Raw genomic sequence first — 15,680 nt, 5'->3', positions numbered from 1 at the left:
ATGTCGAAATCCCTAGCGCTGCTCGAGATGCGCGGTGTCAGCAAACATTACCTGCTCGGCGAAAGCCGGATCGACGCCCTGAAGGGCGTCAGCGGGGCGATCATGCCGGGCGAGTTCGTGGCGGTGTGGGGCCCTTCGGGCTCGGGCAAGTCGACCTTCTGCAACCTGATCGGGCTGCTCGATACGCCTTCGTCGGGCAGCGTCAGCTTCAAGGGCCAGGACGTGGCCGGGCTGTCGGACGAGCAGCGCAGCGAGTTGCGCAACAGCTCGATCGGCTTCGTGTTCCAGAGCTTTAACCTGGTGCCGGTGCTGTCGGCGCTGGAAAACGTCATGCTGCCCCTGCAGATCGACGGGACGCCGGCGCGCGAAGCGCGGGCGGCGGCGACGGCGCGCCTGAACGAAGTCGGATTGGGCGGCCACCTGGCGCACCGGCCCGCGAAGCTGTCGGGCGGACAGCAGCAGCGCGTGGCGATCGCGCGCGCCCTGGTCGGGGCGCCCGCGCTGGTGGTCGCGGACGAGCCGACCGCGAATCTCGACTCGGACAACGCGCTGAGGGTCATCGCGCTGATGCGCGCGATCAGCAAGAGCGAAGGGACGGCCTTCGTGTTTTCCACCCACGACGAACGCCTGCTGGAGCGGGTCGATCGCCGCATCACGCTGTGCGACGGCGTGGTGACGGATGACCACGCCGCATCCGGCGTCATTGCGCTGCGGGGGCAATCATGCTGACCTGGATCACGCTCGCGGTGCGCAACCTGTTTCGCAACGGGCGCCGTTCGCTGTTCACCGTGCTGGCGATCGCCCTCGGCTTCCTGGCCGTGAATGTCCTGGGCGGCTTTACCACCTATATCTTCACCAGTCTCCAGGAAAGCTATATCTACGGCGAGGCGAACGGGCACCTGACGGTGTTCCGCAAAGGCTTCCTCGACAAGGGCAGGCTCGATCCGACGCAGTATCTGCTGGACGAACAGCAGGTGGCCGGCATCCGGCAGGTGCTGCATCGCCATCCGCAGGTGCTGGTCGGTACCCCGCAGCTGCAGATTTCTGGAATGCTCAGCAATGGCCAAGTGTCCACGATCTTCGTCGCCTCGGGCCGGGTGCCGTCCGACGTGGAGGCGATCGGCAAGCTGGGCGGGCGCGGCGCCAGGGTCAAGCTGTACGACGGCCGGGCGCTGTCCGACCGGGTCGCCAGCGGGATCGGCGTCAGCCATGGCCTGGCGCGCGCACTCAACCTGAAACTGGGCGATACCGCGGTGGCGATGGCGCCGACCATCAGCGGCCAGGTGAATGCGCTCGACGCCCAGCTTTACCAGCTGATCGACGCGCCGGTCGAGGCGCTCGAAGACAAGCTGGCCCTGGTGCCGCTCCAGTTCGCCCAGGGCCTGTACGACACCGGCCAGGTCGACCGGGTCACCGTGCTGCTCGAGCGCGGCGTGGACGCCGGGGCGATGCGGGCCGTGCTGGCGCGCGAGCTGGACGCGGCCGGACTCGACCTCGAGGTCAAGACCTGGAACGAACTGTCGCCGTTCTACACCAAGGTCAAGACGATGTTCGACGTGATCTTCGCGATCAGCTTCCTGATCGTGTTCACGATCGTGGTGATGAGCGTGGTGAACACCTTCACGATGGCGGTCATGGAGCGTACCCGCGAGATCGGCACGCTGCGCGCGCTGGGCGTCAAGCGCCGCGGCATCGTGTCGCTGTTTTCGCTGGAAAGCGTGGTGCTGGGCGGCGTCGGTTCGGTGCTCGGCATCACGCTCACCCTGCTGGTCGTCGCGCTGGTCGGCTGGCTGCAGCCGACCTGGGTCCCGCCGCAGCTGGCGCGCCGGGTGCCGCTGGAAATCCACCTGGTGCCGCAGTTCTGGCTGTTCAGCACCGCGGTGCTGATGCTGCTCTCGATGCTGTCTGCGATTCTCCCCGCGCGCAAGGCCGCGCGGATGCCGATTACGAACGCGTTGGGCTATGCCTGAGGAAGGAGCTGTGATGACTGCCAAACCCGAATTCCGATCCGCCGCGCGGCCGCTGCTGCCGCTGCTGCTGGCCGCGCTGCTGTCGCCGCCGGCCTGGGCCGACGCGGTGCCAGGCAACCAGGCCATCCTCAAGGCCGCCGACGAGGCGCGCGGCAACGTCAGCGGGATGGGCTGGGAAGTGAGCATCGAATCGAAGGACAACGAGCGCACCACCGACACGCTGGTGTACGACATCAAGGTCCGCGCCTTCAATATCGCCGGCACCAGCCTGGCGCCCGCCAAGTACCGCGGCAACAAGATCCTGATGCTGAATACCAGCATGTGGTTCTACAAGCCGGGCCTGAGCAAGCCGGTCCCGGTCTCGCAGCGCCAGAAACTGATGGGCGAGGCCGCCTACGGCGATATCGCCTCGACCAACTACGCCGAAAACTATGCCGCCACGCGCCTGCCGGACGAGACGGTCGACGGCGAGCCGTGCTACGTCTTCGATCTCAAGGCCAAGGAAGACAAGCTGACCTATGACCGCATCGTCTACTGGGTGTCGAAGCAGAGCCGGACCGGCATCAAGGCGGACTACTACACCGTGTCGGGGAAAAAATTCAAGTCCGCCACGATGGATTACGGGAATGCGGTCAGGCTGGAAGGCCAGGCGCGCCCCTTCCTGTCGCGCATCACCTTGCGCAACGAGTTGATGAATGGCTCGGTGACTTACCTGAACCTTCGCAGCCCGCGGGTCGAACCGGTTCCGGACTACGTGTTCGACCTGAACCTGTTCATGCGATGAGGAGAACGCGATGCGACGACGAAGGATGCTGCCGCTGGCGGCTTTGGGACTGGCCTGCGGCGCATGCCTGGCCGATGAACCGGCGAGCCTGGGCGAGGAGCTGCGCGCCGGCTTTTTCTCGCGCGTGAATGTATTCGGCTTCGCGCTGCACCAGGAACCGGCCGAGACGTTCGTCAACACGATCAATGTGCTGGGCACGCCGCGCACCCAGAAGGAACTCGACCTGCGCCCGGATTTCAACCTGAAGTGGCGCCAGCTCGAACTCGACCTGAAGCCGCGCTTCCAGTGGAGCCGGACGCGCACCCTGTATGCCGACCTGCTGCAGTTCGACACGCGCCAGGACCGCGCCTACATCAACGAGGGGTCGGTGCGCTACCGGCTGCACGACCGCCTGATCCTCAGTTACGGCAGGGAGAACCTGCAGTGGGGCCCCTCCGCGCTGCTGTCGCCGTCGAATCCCTTCAACGCGAGCAACGGCAGGAACAATCCGAACCTCGAGCTGCCCGGGCTCGATTACGCGCGCGTCGTCTACGTGGCCAGCTCCTCCTTGACGATCTCCCTGATTTCCAACACCGGGCGCGGACGTCTCGACCAGGTCAACCGCTACCGCAAGGCCAACGCGGCGAAGGTCGACTACACCGGCGACGGCTACTTCCTGTCGCTGGTCGTCTCGCGCGGAGACGGGGAAGAAACCCGTGTCGGCGGCTTCGCCGGCTGGGACGTGTCCGAGTCCGTCTCGCTGCACGCCGAGGGCAGCGCCGCCCGGCGCGAGGAGAGCCTGCTGCCGCAGCGGCGCGACCGCCAGTTGCTGGTCGGCGCTTCCTACACCTTCGAACAGGGGGCGAAGCTGTCGGCGGAATATTTTTATCGCGACGATGGCTGCATCCGCCTGTCGATCCAGGCCTGCCTGGCGCTGCGCGGCGCCCTGGTCGACCCGGTCCGCCCGCTGGTGCGGCGCCGCTACGCGATGCTGCAGTACGCCGATACCAGGATCGCGGGCAAGCTGAACCTGGCGGCGCGCCTGGTCCGGAACCTGGATGACAAGTCTTCCCAGCTGGTCGTCAATCTCGAATACGAACTGGGGGACCACTGGCAGCTGTATGCGATCCCCACTTTCTATCACGGCAGCCGCACCAGCGAATTCGGCAGCCTGTTGCGCAAATCCATATTCGTCGGCGCTTCCTACACCTTCTAGGCGCGCGTCCGGCAATCCATGTCACCGAGGAGAACGAGATGAGTCAGGCACCGGTTTTTGCTTTCGTCACGATGGGCAGCGGCGACTTCCTGGGCGCCACCGTGCGCGACCTTGCGCTGGCCAACATGCTGCACCGGCGCGGCTACAAGGTCGTCGTGTACTGGATGATGGAAACCAATGAAGAGATGGCCGACCCGGGAATCGTCCAGCGTGTGCTGTGCCACGGCACCCGCTACCACTTCGGACGCCCATCCTGGCTGCTCGACCGGGTGCTCGGCCGCCTGCTGTTCCTGTTGCCCAAGCCTTTCAGGGTGCGCGTGGTGCAGGGACGCAGCGGCTATGTCGACCGGCTGCTCGGCAACATGGTGGGCGCGCTGTACGGGAGGGCGGAGGGCGACAGGGCGCTGGCGCGGCGCCTGGCCGACTTCCTGGCGCGCGACGGGGCCACGCACCTGATGATGAGCTACGCCTCGATCGGACCGCTGGCGCTGGCGGCGAAGCAGATGCGCGGGGGCTTCGAGTACCTGCTGACCTTCCAGGGCGACGAGCAGTTCGCCGCGCATGCGAAGCGGCTCGGCCTGCTGGAGCCGTTCCGCGCGCGGCTGGGCGAGGTGCTGCGCGGATCGCCATGGCCGGCGATCGCCGTCAGCGCCGACTACATCGACCGCATCGTCGAGGAGCTGGCGGTGCCGCGCAAGCAGCTGGAGGTGGTGTACAACGGGGTCGAACTGCCCAAGCGCGACAGCAAGGCCTCGTTCGCCCGGCTCAAGGCGGTGTTTCCCGGCCTGTCGCCGCACTACCCGATGGTGGTCTACCTGGGCCGCCAGGACGTCGAGAAGGGCGTCGACCTGCTGCTGTACGCCGCGCGCCAGCTGGCCGGCCGCAAGCTGCCGATGCAGCTGGTGATCTGCGGCTCCACCGCCAAGGGCACCGCCTACCGCAAGGTGCTCGCCGATCTCGCCGAGCACCTCGGCCTGGCGGTGTTCCATGCCGGGTCGGTGCCGAACGAGGTGCGCGACGCGCTGTTCGCGCACAGCCACTGCGTGGTGTATCCCTCGGTGAACCGCGAACCCTTCGGCCTGGTGGTCGCTGAAGCGATGAGCCACGGCGCACCGGTGCTGGTGCCGGATTACGGTGGCATCGGCGAAGTGATCCAGCAGGGCGGCAAGGCGGGCGGGCTGACCTTCAAGGCGTGGGACAGCGGCGACCTGGCGCGCCAGCTCGAACGCCTGCTGGTCGACAAGGCGCTGCACCGTGGCCTGGTCGCCAATACGCGCGCGATCGCGGCCCGTTTCAGCCTGGACAACATGACCGACGACGTCCTTGCGCATGTGGGCCTGGGCGAGCAGCCCCGGCTCGCCCAGGCCGGCGGTGCATGACGATGCGGCCGATGCGCTGGAGCGCCATCGCCGCATTCCTGGTCCTGCTTGCACCGGTGCTGGCCCTGGCGGCAGGGACGGCGTGGTGGTGCGGACGCTACCTGCACGCCCTGGGGGACATGCGCGGCGTCGCGGTCGGCGCCGCGGCGATCGTGTGTCTCTACGCCTATGCGGTTGCGCAGCATCGGCTGCTCCTGTGGATCGCACCGCTGCGCGAGGGGGCGATCGGGGCCGGCGGCGAGCAGGAGTTCCGCTACCAGGTGTATATCCTGTATTACCTGTTTCTCCTGAATACGCTGATCCGTTGCCGGGCCATCCCGATTCCGCTCATGCGCCTGGTGTACCTGGCCCTGGGCGCGCGGCTCGGCGCCAACAGCTATAGCGCAGGCATCATTTTCGATCCCATGTTCGTGACCATCGGCGGCAACACGCTGGTGGGCGAATCGGCGCTGCTGGTGCCGCACGTGATCGAGGGCGGGGCGATCGCCCACTACCGCATCTCGATCGGCAACAACGTCACGATAGGCGCTCACGCGGTGGTGCTGGCAGGTGCAAGCATCGGCGATGGCGCGATCGTCGCCGCCAATTCGGTGGTGACGAAGCGAACCTGCATCCGCGCGGGAGAAACCTGGGCAGGCACGCCGGCGCGCCGCATGGGTGCGCTTCCCGCCGCTGTCACGCCAGTGCCGGTCAACAGGACCGGATGAGGGCGGCGAAGACATGCGCGAGTGCATGAGCAGGCCGGGATTGTCGAGCCCAAAAGGAGCGATGGCCGGTCGTGAAACAGGAGTACACTCGTTTCACCATGACGTCCTCGATAGGCCGTTGCGGACGGCATCAGCCGGCGCTGCTGCGACTGGAGCGTTAAACCTGGAAGGAGCTCACATGGCTAAGTATCTGGTTGAAGCGAGCTATCTCAGCGAAGGTGTCAGTGGTCTGCTGAAGGAAGGCGGCACGCGGCGGCGCGCGGCTGTCGATGAATTGTTCAAGTCACTCGGCGGGTCGGTCGAGGCGTTTTATTTCGTGTTCGGAGACAAGGATGTCGTCATCATTGGCGAGCTGCCTGACAATGCCACCGCCGCGGCGCTGACCCTGAGGGTCAATGCCGTGGGCGTCGTCACCTGCAAGACATCAGTCTTGCTTACACCTCAAGAAATCGACCTGGCAGTGACGAAAACCGGCGTGTATCGCCCGCCTGGAGTCGACCTGGATCCCGAGGTCGCCAACTGGGAAGGCGAAGGGGGGCATCTTGCGGGAGGTGTGCCAGGCACAAATCAATGAACGAGGCGCCGGACGCGGATGAAAACAACAACGCCAACCCGTCAGGGTTGGCGTTTTCGCTTTGTATCTTTGGTAGGCCGTGCGGGATTCGAACCTGCGACCAACGGATTAAAAGTCCGCTGCTCTACCAGCTGAGCTAACGACCCGAAGAAGGCGTGCATTATACCGGCTCATCCGCGTTTCGCTAAGTACTTTCTTCGGGACACGCGACGGAAACGCCGTTTCCGACATTGGTTATGTTATATAGGTAGTCCTTGAAGAACCTGGATGCCCCAGCCGGCTGGGGCAGATGACTGCATGCCGCATGAATACGAAGGGCCGCCAGGGCTGAATTCGCTGGACCTGGGCTGGAAATTGTTCGAAGCCAGTTCGGACTGCGTCAAGGTGCTCAGTCTCGATGGACGGGTGCTGGCGATGAATCGACATGGACTACGCGCCATGGAAATCGATTCGTTTTCCGCATGCGCGGGCCGGCCCTGGAAGGCGTTCTGGCCGGCGCACAGCCACGCTGACATCGACGCCGCCATCGCCGCCGCCATTGCGGGCGGGACCGGACGCTTCAAGGCATCCTGCCCGACCGCCAAAGGCAGGCCGGCATGGTGGGACGTCGTCGTCACCTCGGTGTCCGGCATGGACGGGCAAGCCGGGAACCTGCTCGCCGTGAGGTAGTCCGGATTTCCCGGACAGTTAATTAAGCACACGGAACGCGGCTTCGACGGCGGCAGGCGTTTGATAGCCCAAGGTTTGATGTAGCCGTTGCCGATTGTAATACACCTCGATGTAGTCATTGACCACTGCCCTGGCTTCGTCCCTGGATGCAAACAGGCGGCCGTGCATTGCCTCGTTCTTCAAGTTCGAAAAGAAGCTCTCCGCGACAGCATTGTCGTGGCAATTACCTTTACGGCTCATGCTTGCTCGCACACCGTGAGCTTGCATCAATTCACGGTAATCGTGTGAGCCATAGACGGTGCCCTGGTCGCTGTGGAAGATCAGTCCTGCGCAGGGCTTGCGCTGTGCCAGCGCCATGCTCAACGCGGCCATCGGCAGCGTTGCAGCTTGCGTGGCATCCATCGACCAGCCCACGATACGGCGCGCAAACAGATCGAGCACGATGGCCAGATGGATCCATCCTTCCCGGGTGCGCAGGCACGTCATGTCGCCTACCCAGATCTTGTTCGGAGCATTGACCTGAAAGCCGCGTTTGACCAGATCCGGCGCCGGCGGCTGCACGCGTTCCATCGCTTGCATGACACGGAAGCGCTTGATGCGTGTCGTCTGAATGTTCTCCAGCTTGCGCAGCCTTCTCACCCGGTGTTTGCCGCACTGGATGCCTTCGGCGTTGAGCAAGCGCCACATCTTGATTGCTCCAGGGGCCCAGCGATGCGCAGCATTGATCCTGACAATCTCGGCACGCAAGGCCAGGTCCTCCTGGCTGTGCAGGCTCGGCCTGGCCTTCTTGAAAGCGTAGTACAGGCTGCGGCTGATATCGAGCACCCGGCACAGCGACTTCACTGGGAATTCGCTGCGTAGCTCGTCAATGGAGGCGTACTTCACTTCTTTAGGCGAGTTAAGTACGCATCGAACTTTTTTAAGATGGCCAACTCCTCCTGGGCTTTGGCCAGATCGCGGCGTAATTGCTCAACTTCGCTCAACTCACTTACGGCAGGCCGACCGGGGGAACGGAACGTGTCCCCGGGCGATTGCTCGTCGAGCTTCTTGGCCCATTTGTAGAGCTGGCTACGCTGTATCCCCAGCTCAATCGCCAGATCAGTGGCGCTTTGACCACCAGAGCGCAACCGCGATACCGCCTTCCGCTTGAACTCATCGGTGAAGGTGGCGCGCGGTTTGGGGGCCGACGTCGGTGACGCGGGAATGATCTCCCGCTTCGAGGGTAGCTGCTTCTTTTTCATGTATATCCTTCCGGGGTGTATTGTCCCCTATTTGGATGTCCATGAAACCCGGACCACCTCACCGTATCACGCGACATCACGGCCGGGGTCCAGGCGGTGACCGAGCACGAACGGCTGCACAAGGAACTCCAGGCGGCCAACGACCGCATGAACGATATCTTCAGGCAGGCGCCTGCGTTCATGTGCGTACTGAGCGGCCCCGAACATGTGTTTGAGCTGATCAACGACCGTTACCTCCAGCTCGTGGGCAATCGCGACCTGGTGGGCCAGTCCGTGCGGCAGGCGCTGCCGGAGATCGCGGGGCAGGGGTTTTTCGAACTGATCGATCGTGTTTACCAGACCGGCGCGCCGTTCTTTGGCGTCGACATGCCGGTGATGCTGCAGCGCCAGCCCGGCATGCCGCTCGAGAAGCGTTACGTCGACCTGGTCTACCTGGCCCTGCGCGACGCGAACGGCAAGGTGACCGGCCTGCTCGCGCACGGCGTCGACCAGACCGACCGCAAGCTGGCCGAAATCGAACTCTACGAGAGCCGCGAGCGCTTCCAGAAACTGGTCAGCCAGGCCGCCACCGGCGTCGTCGAGCTGGACGCCACGGGCCGCATCAGCTTCGTCAACCAGAAATACGGCGACATGCTGGGATACGCCCCGGACGAATTGATCGGCATGAGCGTCATCGATGTGACGGCGCCGGATTCGGTGCGGAAGACGCTCGACGCCGTCGGCAGGCTGCTCGACGATGGCGTCGAGACCGTCATCGACAAGCATTACCTGCGCCGGGATGGATCGCTGATGTCCGCCACCAGCAGCGTCAACGCGCTGCGCGGGCCGGCCGGCGAGTTCCAGGGAGTGGTGGCGATCGTGCTCGATACGACCGAAAACAGGCACGCCGCGCAGGAGCTGCACGCCAGCGAGGAGCGCTACCGTACCCTGTTCGAGTCGATGGACCAGGGCTTCTGCATCATCGACATGATCTTCGATGACGAGGACCGGCCGGTCGACTATCGCTTCATCGAGATGAACGCGATGTTCGAACAGCATACCGGGCTGGCGCAGGCCACCGGCAGGACCGCCAGGGAGCTGTTGCCCACGCTCGACAGCTTCTGGACCGATACCTATGGCCGGGTGGCCCTGACCGGAGAGGCGGTGCGTTTCGAGAGCGAGGCCAGGGCGATGGGCCGCTGGTTCGATGTCTATGCGACGCGCATCGGCGGCGTGGCGAGCCGGCGGGTTGCGCTCCTGTTCAGCGATATCACGGCACGCAAGCAGGCCGACGACACGCTGCGCCGGCAGGCCAGCGACCTGTCCGAAGCGGACCGCCGCAAGACCGAATTCCTGGCAACGCTGGCGCATGAGCTGCGCAATCCGCTGGCGCCCATCCGCAGCGGCTTGAGCGTCATGCGCCTGGGTGGCGACAGCGCCGCCGCCATCACCAAGGTGAGGGAGATGATGGAGCGCCAGGTGGGGCATATGGTGCACCTGATCGACGACCTGCTCGACATCGCCCGCATCAGCGGCGACAAGCTGGAGCTCAAGAGGACGCGCGCGGACCTGAACCATGTCCTGGCGAGCGCGATCGAGACCAGCCTTCCCATGATCGAGGCAAGCCACCACGAATTGAGCGTCGACGCGCCCCAGGAACCGTTCATGGCCGAGGTCGATGTCACCCGCATCGCCCAGGTCGTGGCGAACCTGCTGAACAACGCCGCCAAGTACACGCCGGCGGGCGGCAACATCCGGCTGGCGATGCGCCGGGACGGCCAGCATGCGCTGATCTCGGTGACGGACACCGGCGTCGGCATTCCGGAGGAAGCGCTCGGCAGCGTCTTCGAGATGTTCAGCCAGATCGACCGCCACCTGGACCGCTCGCAGGGCGGCCTCGGGATCGGCTTGTCGCTCGTGCGCCGCCTGGTAGAAATGCATGGCGGCAGCGTGACGGCGCGCAGCGCCGGGATCGGCGCCGGCAGTACGTTTACCGTATGCCTGCCGCTGGCGCAGGCCGTGGAGAGCCACGGTCCCGGGCTCGCCCAACAGCGCGACGGCGCCGCCCACCAGGCCGCGACGGGCATCGAGGTGCTGGTCGTGGACGACAACGTCGACGCGGCGGTGACGCTGTCGATGATCCTCGAGATGAGCGGCCATGAGACACGGGTGGCCCACGACGGTGTCGAGGCGATCCAGGCATTGGAGGCATTCAGGCCGCGGCTGGCTTTCCTGGACATCGGCATGCCGCGCATGGATGGCTACGAAACCGCCAGGGCGATACGCCGCATGCCGGGGCTGGAACAGGTCGTGCTGGTGGCCTTGACCGGATGGGGCGCGGAAGACGACCGCAACCGCACGAGCGCGGCGGGCTTCGATCATCATCTGACCAAGCCGGTGCTGCTGGCGGACGTCGAGCGCATCCTGGCCGGACTGGGCGGCAAGCCTGGACCATGAGGCGGACCGGGAATGGAGCGGAAAACAAAAACGCCAACCCGTGAAGGTTGGCGTTTTCGCTTGTATCTTTGGTAGGCCGTGCGGGATTCGAACCTGCGACCAACGGATTAAAAGTCCGCTGCTCTACCAGCTGAGCTAACGACCCGAAGAGATCGAAATTATAGCGGCACTTGCGCGATTTTCCAAGTGCATCCAGTCATTTTTTGTACATCTGCCAGTTGTCGAGCAGGTCAGCCCCTCAGGTTTCGACTTGTTTGTCCTCTGCCTGGACCTCGTGCATGGAGTGCGGTTCCAGCTTTTCCGCGTCGACGTTCATCCGGATGAACAGGCCCCAGGTCGCCAGGATGGACGCGGCGGCGATGCCGATCGAGGCCGCATGCGGCAGGAATTCGGGCTTGCCATGGATGAACTGGAAGACGCCGATCAGGCATTCGATCGACAGCGACACGACCACCACGATCAGGAAGCGCGACAGGAAGCGGCGTACCCGGGTGGGCGCGCTGATATTGACCGAGCGCTGCACTTCTTCTTCGAGCACCGTCTGGCCGAGTTCCAGCGCGGCCACGGCGATGGTCAGCAGGCCGATACATTCCAGCAGGATGACGAAGCGGTCGCGCACCGAGGTGTCGTCGATGGGATTGAGCGCGGCCCAGGTCTCGATCGCGGCCAGCACGATCAGGCCCAGTCCGCAGATGAAGAACAGGCTGACGATCGCCAGGTAACCGGCGAGGAAGATTTTCTGGATGAGCTTCACGGTGCGGTAATGTTTATAGAATTGCAATCACTCTAGCATTAATACGATGACGGCCGCGCTCGCGATGCGTATTCGTTCAGGTTTCCTGGTCATGGCGACAGACGGCCTGGCCGATGCGTATCCGCGGCGAGCTTGACGTCGTCGATCGCGGCGGTGTCGGTTGCCTGTCTGCAATTGGGGCGCTGAGCCATCCCGATGATGTGACGCAATAGATCGCAGGGCAACCCGCGTATCCTGGCAGATGGCGTCGGGCCGATCATTGGAAAGGAGCGCTGCGCTCATGGACACTGTGCTGGCGATACAGCTCATGAAGGAACTGGCGGAATTCTCCAGTGCGAGCCGGCTGTATGAACTGAAGATCGGCGCGGAGGGCAGGGAGACGGCCGGCCTGCTGGTCGAGGCCTTCGTTGCCGACGAGGCGGTGCAGGAGGCCGGGGCGCGGGATGTGATTGCGCTGTCGACCAGCGCCTGCCTCGATCTCGAAGCACTGCTGGGTCAACCGGCGGCGCTGGAAGTGTGCCTGGCGGATGGGACCCGGACCCGCTTCGCCGGAGAAATCAGCGCGGCCGCCATGCTGGGCAGCGATGGCGGGCTGGCGCGCTACCGGATTCGCATCACGCCGTGGTTGTGGCGCCTGGACCAGACGCGCAACAGCCGCGTGTGGCAGGACAAGACCGTCGTCGAGATCGTCGAGTCGGTGTTCGCGTCGTTTCTACCGGCTGGGTCGTGGCGCTGGAGCGACGAGACCGGTTCCTTCCTCGCGGACGTCCCGCCCCGCAGTTACTGCTGCCAGTACCGCGAGAGCGATCTCGATTTCGTACGGCGCATCCTGGCCGAGGAGGGGCTGTGCTGGCGCTTCGAGCAGGGCGATGGCGGGCCTTGCCTGGTGCTGTTTGCCGATAGCACCCAGGCATGCGCGGTGCCGGAGGACCGCAGCAGCGCGGCGAATGGCGGCATCCGCTATCACGGCGCGCGCTCGGTCGAGCAGCAGGACACGGTGCAGGCGCTCGTGACGCAGCGCCGCCTGCATGCGTCGCTGGCGACGGTGCTCAGTGTCGACTACAAGGCCAAGCGCATCGTCGGTGCCAGTTCGCCGTCGCGTTTTCACTCCGGGAGCCAGTTGCCGGTGCTGGAGTCCTGCGATGCGCCGGGCCAGTATGCCTTTGCGGACCGCGCGCAGGCGCAGCGCCACGCCGATCTGCAGATGCAAGGGATGGAGGCGCGCGGCCAGTTGTGGCAAGGGCGCTCCACCGTACGCACGCTGTGTGCGGGCACGCGGCTCGGCATCGTCGGTGCGCCCCTGCAGCGGCTGGGGGAGGCGGCGGCGTTCACGGTCCTGCGTGTGGTGAGCGTCGGCGTGAACAACATGCCGCCGCCGGCCCGGCAGGCGCTGGCTGAATTGTTCGGGCCACTTCCCGATCTGCTGCAGCGGGCAGCGGGCGCCGGGCTTGAGCTGCCTGAGGACTTCGGGCTCGCGGTCGAGCAGGCGCGGCAGACGGGATATGCCAATTGCTTCGAGGCGGTTTCGGTGGAGCTTCCCTGGCGCCCTCAGCTCGCGGGCAGCGGAGGACGTCTCAGTCCGAAGCCGACGGCGTTCGGCGCGCAGAGCGCCATCGTGCTTGGGGCGGATGGGAGCGACCATCCTTCCGGTCCGGATGAACTGTATTGCGATCGCCTGGGACGGGTGCGCATTCGTTTTCACTGGCAGGACAGCGGCGCCGCCACGTGCTGGGTGCGGGTCGCGCAGCGCTCGGCGGGCGGGGGGATGGGCAGCCAGTTCCTGCCGCGGATCGGGCAGGAAGTGCTGGTGCAGTTCATGGAGAACGATATCGATCGGCCGATCGTCGTCGGAGCGCTGTACAACGGGCAGGGGGAGGGCGGGATCGCGCCGACGCCGGGTGGGCAGCGTAGTGCGGCCAGCGAGGAGTCGCCGTTCGATTCGGCGCACGACCATGCGCCTTCGGCGCAGGGCAATCTGGCTGGGGGGAATAGTCCGGTCTGGCATGGGGCGTCGGCTGATAGTCATGGTCACCGCAATGCGGCGGCGCAGTGGGGGATACGCAGCAAGGAGTTCGGCGGGTCCGGGTACAACCAGCTGGTATTCGATGACACCGACGGGCAGGGGCGGATTCAGCTCAGGAGTACGCATGCGGCCACGGAGCTGAATCTGGGGCACCTGATCCATGCGGCGGATAACTACCGCGGAAGTTTTCGCGGGCTGGGTGCGGAATTGCGGACGGATGCGTATGGGGCGGTGCGGGCGGGGGCTGGCTTGCTGGTGTCGAGTTACGGGATCAGGCACAACGCGGCGGCGCGTGAGCCTGCTGGGGAGAACGCTCCTGGTATCGCGGTGCTGGAGCAGGGCGTCAAGATGGCGCAGACGTTTCACTCTGCAGCCGTGACCCATCAGACGGTGGGGCTGGCGGCGCATGCAGGGGCGGCGAAAGCCAACGCAAGCGTGCTGGACGACGGGGCGCCGCCGCTGAAGGCAATGCTGGCTGCAGCCAAGAGCATGGCAAAGCAGAATGGTTCAGGCGAAGCAGCTGCTTCGGACTCCGAGGCAAGCGGACCGGTGATCGCGATTGCCGCCAAAGAGGGCTTGGCGGTGAACGCGGCCCAGAGCCTGCAATTGGCGAATGGCGAAACCGTCACGCTGATGAGTGGGCAGGATACGCAGTTCGTTACGGGTGGACAGATGCGCGTGCAGACCAGGCAGGCGATTGGCGTGCTCGGTGGAGCGGTCAAGGCTGGCGAAGGAAACGTGGGTCTGCAAATGATCGCAGCAAAGGATCCGGTCGACATCCAGGCTCAGGCGGATGAGCTCAAGGTGCAGGCAAAGAACGAGATCAAGGTCATCAGCGCAAACGCACACATCGATTGGGCGGCGGCGAACAGCATCAGCCTGGCGACGGCAGGTGGCGCGAACATCGTGATCGATGGAGGAAATATCACGGTGCAGTGTCCGGGGAAAATTGCGGTCCATGCAGGTAAAAAGAGCTTTGCCGGTGCAGCCAAGCTCTCTTATCCGCTCCCTGTCATGCCAACAAGTCTATGCGTGGATTGTTTGAAGAAAGCACGCAGCTCAGGTTCGCCTTTCGTCATGAGGTCAGCATGAGCTCTCGCATCGACTTTCGTGTGATTGCGGAAGAGTCTCTCGCCGAATATCCCACATCGAACTTGTACTTCCTGCTTGATCACGGTGGGTTGCCTGGCCTGTATCGGCAATTATCGAGAAGCTCCTTGGGTTGGACGAGTCTGTTCGACTCTACAAGGGAGGCGAATGCACTGGCTGTGGCGCCTTTCCTCATATTAGCCGGTAGCAATGGCCAGTTGCGGATGTCTCGATCATTTTTGGAATGGCTAGGGGAAAACGGGACCTATTCCTCGACCGTCATCATGCTGTCTTCGCCCCTGCAGATCGAGCCCATGACGAGCCGACTGACAGCGCGCCTCGACGTCAGGATTTCGGAAAACATGGAAGCGATGCTCCGCTTCTTTGACCCGAGAGTATTGGAAAGTTTGATAGAAATCCTGTCTGTCGAGCAGGCTAAAGAATTCTTTAGTCCAGCCCAAGCGTGGCGCTACGTCGATCGGGCTGGAAGAATGGCGGGGGTTACAACGTTCTTCAATGTTCAAGAAAATTTTTCCGCGCCTTTGGTGCTCAGTCAGCAACAAGAATTCGCTTTGCTAGGGAAGCGCTGATTTAATCGATATTTTTCTCGTGGCCGGAGCTGTGCTGTCGACGCTGGCTTGACGAGCAGCGAAGCGAGTATTTTTGCCCCAGCACGGCGTCGCGAGACGATTTTCGAGGTATCCCTGCGAGTTTTTCTCCGCTCAAGACGGAGTTCTGGCGCGAGCGCTTCCGAAGGTTCGTCCAGCCAGCACCAGATTTGCAAACGCAAACAGGGCAAACAGCTGCGTGGTGTTCTTTGCCAGCCCACGATAGCGTGTCTTGCGATGACGGAAGAGGT

General features: G+C 64.3%; 14 protein-coding genes, 2 tRNA genes and 1 pseudogene. 11 read left to right on the top strand and 6 right to left on the bottom strand.

Annotated features, from left to right (window positions below):
• From H162_RS0101415 to H162_RS29865, 7 genes are all read left to right on the top strand, one after another.
• A complete protein-coding gene (locus H162_RS0101415) occupies window positions 1–729 on the top strand; it encodes an ABC transporter ATP-binding protein (protein ID WP_020651657.1) in 729 nt (242 codons plus the stop codon).
• Window positions 723–1,970, top strand: a complete 1,248-nt coding sequence (locus H162_RS0101410) for an ABC transporter permease (RefSeq protein ID WP_020651656.1) — start codon at window positions 723–725, stop codon at window positions 1,968–1,970. Before H162_RS0101415 ends, H162_RS0101410 begins: the two co-directional genes overlap by 7 nt.
• A 13-nt stretch (window positions 1,971–1,983) precedes the next feature.
• A complete protein-coding gene (locus H162_RS0101405; RefSeq protein WP_020651655.1) occupies window positions 1,984–2,754 on the top strand; it encodes an outer membrane lipoprotein-sorting protein in 771 nt (256 codons plus the stop codon).
• Window positions 2,755–2,764: 10 nt separating this feature from the next.
• On the top strand, window positions 2,765–3,949 hold the full coding sequence (locus tag H162_RS0101400) for a hypothetical protein (RefSeq protein WP_156885427.1): 1,185 nt from the start codon (window positions 2,765–2,767) through the stop codon (window positions 3,947–3,949).
• Window positions 3,950–3,987: 38 nt separating this feature from the next.
• The gene (locus H162_RS0101395; RefSeq protein WP_026354101.1) at window positions 3,988–5,328 is read left to right on the top strand and encodes a glycosyltransferase family 4 protein; all 1,341 of its coding nucleotides are present in this window, start codon (window positions 3,988–3,990) and stop codon (window positions 5,326–5,328) included.
• Window positions 5,325–6,035 carry an acyltransferase gene (locus tag H162_RS0101390; RefSeq protein ID WP_020651652.1) on the top strand — a complete coding sequence of 237 codons (711 nt, stop codon included), beginning with the start codon at window positions 5,325–5,327 and terminating at the stop codon, window positions 6,033–6,035. The genes H162_RS0101395 and H162_RS0101390 overlap by 4 nt, the downstream gene beginning before the upstream one ends.
• A gap of 178 nt (window positions 6,036–6,213) precedes the next feature.
• Window positions 6,214–6,609: a GYD domain-containing protein gene (locus H162_RS29865; RefSeq protein ID WP_020651651.1), complete on the top strand. Its 396-nt coding sequence runs from the start codon at window positions 6,214–6,216 to the stop codon at window positions 6,607–6,609.
• Between the two features lie 70 nt (window positions 6,610–6,679).
• Here the strand turns inward: H162_RS29865 and H162_RS0101380 are convergent.
• Window positions 6,680–6,755 (bottom strand) — tRNA-Lys (locus H162_RS0101380).
• 151 nt (window positions 6,756–6,906) lie between these two features.
• Here H162_RS0101380 and H162_RS29860 point away from each other — a divergent pair.
• The gene (locus H162_RS29860) at window positions 6,907–7,278 is read left to right on the top strand and encodes a PAS domain-containing protein (protein ID WP_020651650.1); all 372 of its coding nucleotides are present in this window, start codon (window positions 6,907–6,909) and stop codon (window positions 7,276–7,278) included.
• 18 nt (window positions 7,279–7,296) lie between these two features.
• Here H162_RS29860 and H162_RS0101370 read toward each other — a convergent pair whose 3' ends face one another.
• Together H162_RS0101370 and H162_RS0101365 are read right to left on the bottom strand one after the other, a co-directional pair.
• The gene (locus H162_RS0101370; protein ID WP_020651649.1) at window positions 7,297–8,163 is read right to left on the bottom strand and encodes an IS3 family transposase; all 867 of its coding nucleotides are present in this window, start codon (window positions 8,161–8,163) and stop codon (window positions 7,297–7,299) included.
• Window positions 8,160–8,519, bottom strand: a complete 360-nt coding sequence (locus tag H162_RS0101365) for a transposase (protein WP_020651648.1) — start codon at window positions 8,517–8,519, stop codon at window positions 8,160–8,162. Before H162_RS0101365 ends, H162_RS0101370 begins: the two co-directional genes overlap by 4 nt.
• A gap of 96 nt (window positions 8,520–8,615) precedes the next feature.
• Between H162_RS0101365 and H162_RS0101360 the strand changes: the two genes are divergently transcribed.
• Window positions 8,616–10,955, top strand: a complete 2,340-nt coding sequence (locus H162_RS0101360) for a hybrid sensor histidine kinase/response regulator (protein ID WP_020651647.1) — start codon at window positions 8,616–8,618, stop codon at window positions 10,953–10,955.
• Between the two features lie 69 nt (window positions 10,956–11,024).
• Here the strand turns inward: H162_RS0101360 and H162_RS0101355 are convergent.
• Together H162_RS0101355 and H162_RS0101350 are read right to left on the bottom strand one after the other, a co-directional pair.
• Window positions 11,025–11,100, bottom strand: a tRNA-Lys gene (locus H162_RS0101355).
• Between the two features lie 93 nt (window positions 11,101–11,193).
• Entirely contained in the window at window positions 11,194–11,736 is a 543-nt protein-coding gene (locus H162_RS0101350; RefSeq protein WP_020651646.1) for a hypothetical protein, read from the bottom strand.
• Between the two features lie 253 nt (window positions 11,737–11,989).
• On the opposite strand from H162_RS0101350, the gene H162_RS0101345 reads away from it, so the two are divergent.
• Together H162_RS0101345 and H162_RS0101340 are read left to right on the top strand one after the other, a co-directional pair.
• On the top strand, window positions 11,990–14,824 hold the full coding sequence (locus H162_RS0101345) for a type VI secretion system Vgr family protein (RefSeq protein WP_020651645.1): 2,835 nt from the start codon (window positions 11,990–11,992) through the stop codon (window positions 14,822–14,824).
• Window positions 14,821–15,411, top strand: a complete 591-nt coding sequence (locus tag H162_RS0101340) for a DUF4123 domain-containing protein (RefSeq protein ID WP_020651644.1) — start codon at window positions 14,821–14,823, stop codon at window positions 15,409–15,411. Before H162_RS0101345 ends, H162_RS0101340 begins: the two co-directional genes overlap by 4 nt.
• A 132-nt stretch (window positions 15,412–15,543) precedes the next feature.
• Here the strand turns inward: H162_RS0101340 and H162_RS33805 are convergent.
• Window positions 15,544–15,680 (bottom strand): annotated as a pseudogene (locus tag H162_RS33805) (IS5/IS1182 family transposase); the annotation flags it as partial.

The sequence above is a fragment of the Massilia niastensis DSM 21313 genome, assembly GCF_000382345.1.
GTDB lineage: Bacteria > Pseudomonadota > Gammaproteobacteria > Burkholderiales > Burkholderiaceae_D > Telluria > Telluria niastensis.
The sequence above is the reverse complement of the archived record's forward strand: the minus strand, read 5'-3'. Positions and strand labels throughout refer to the sequence as shown.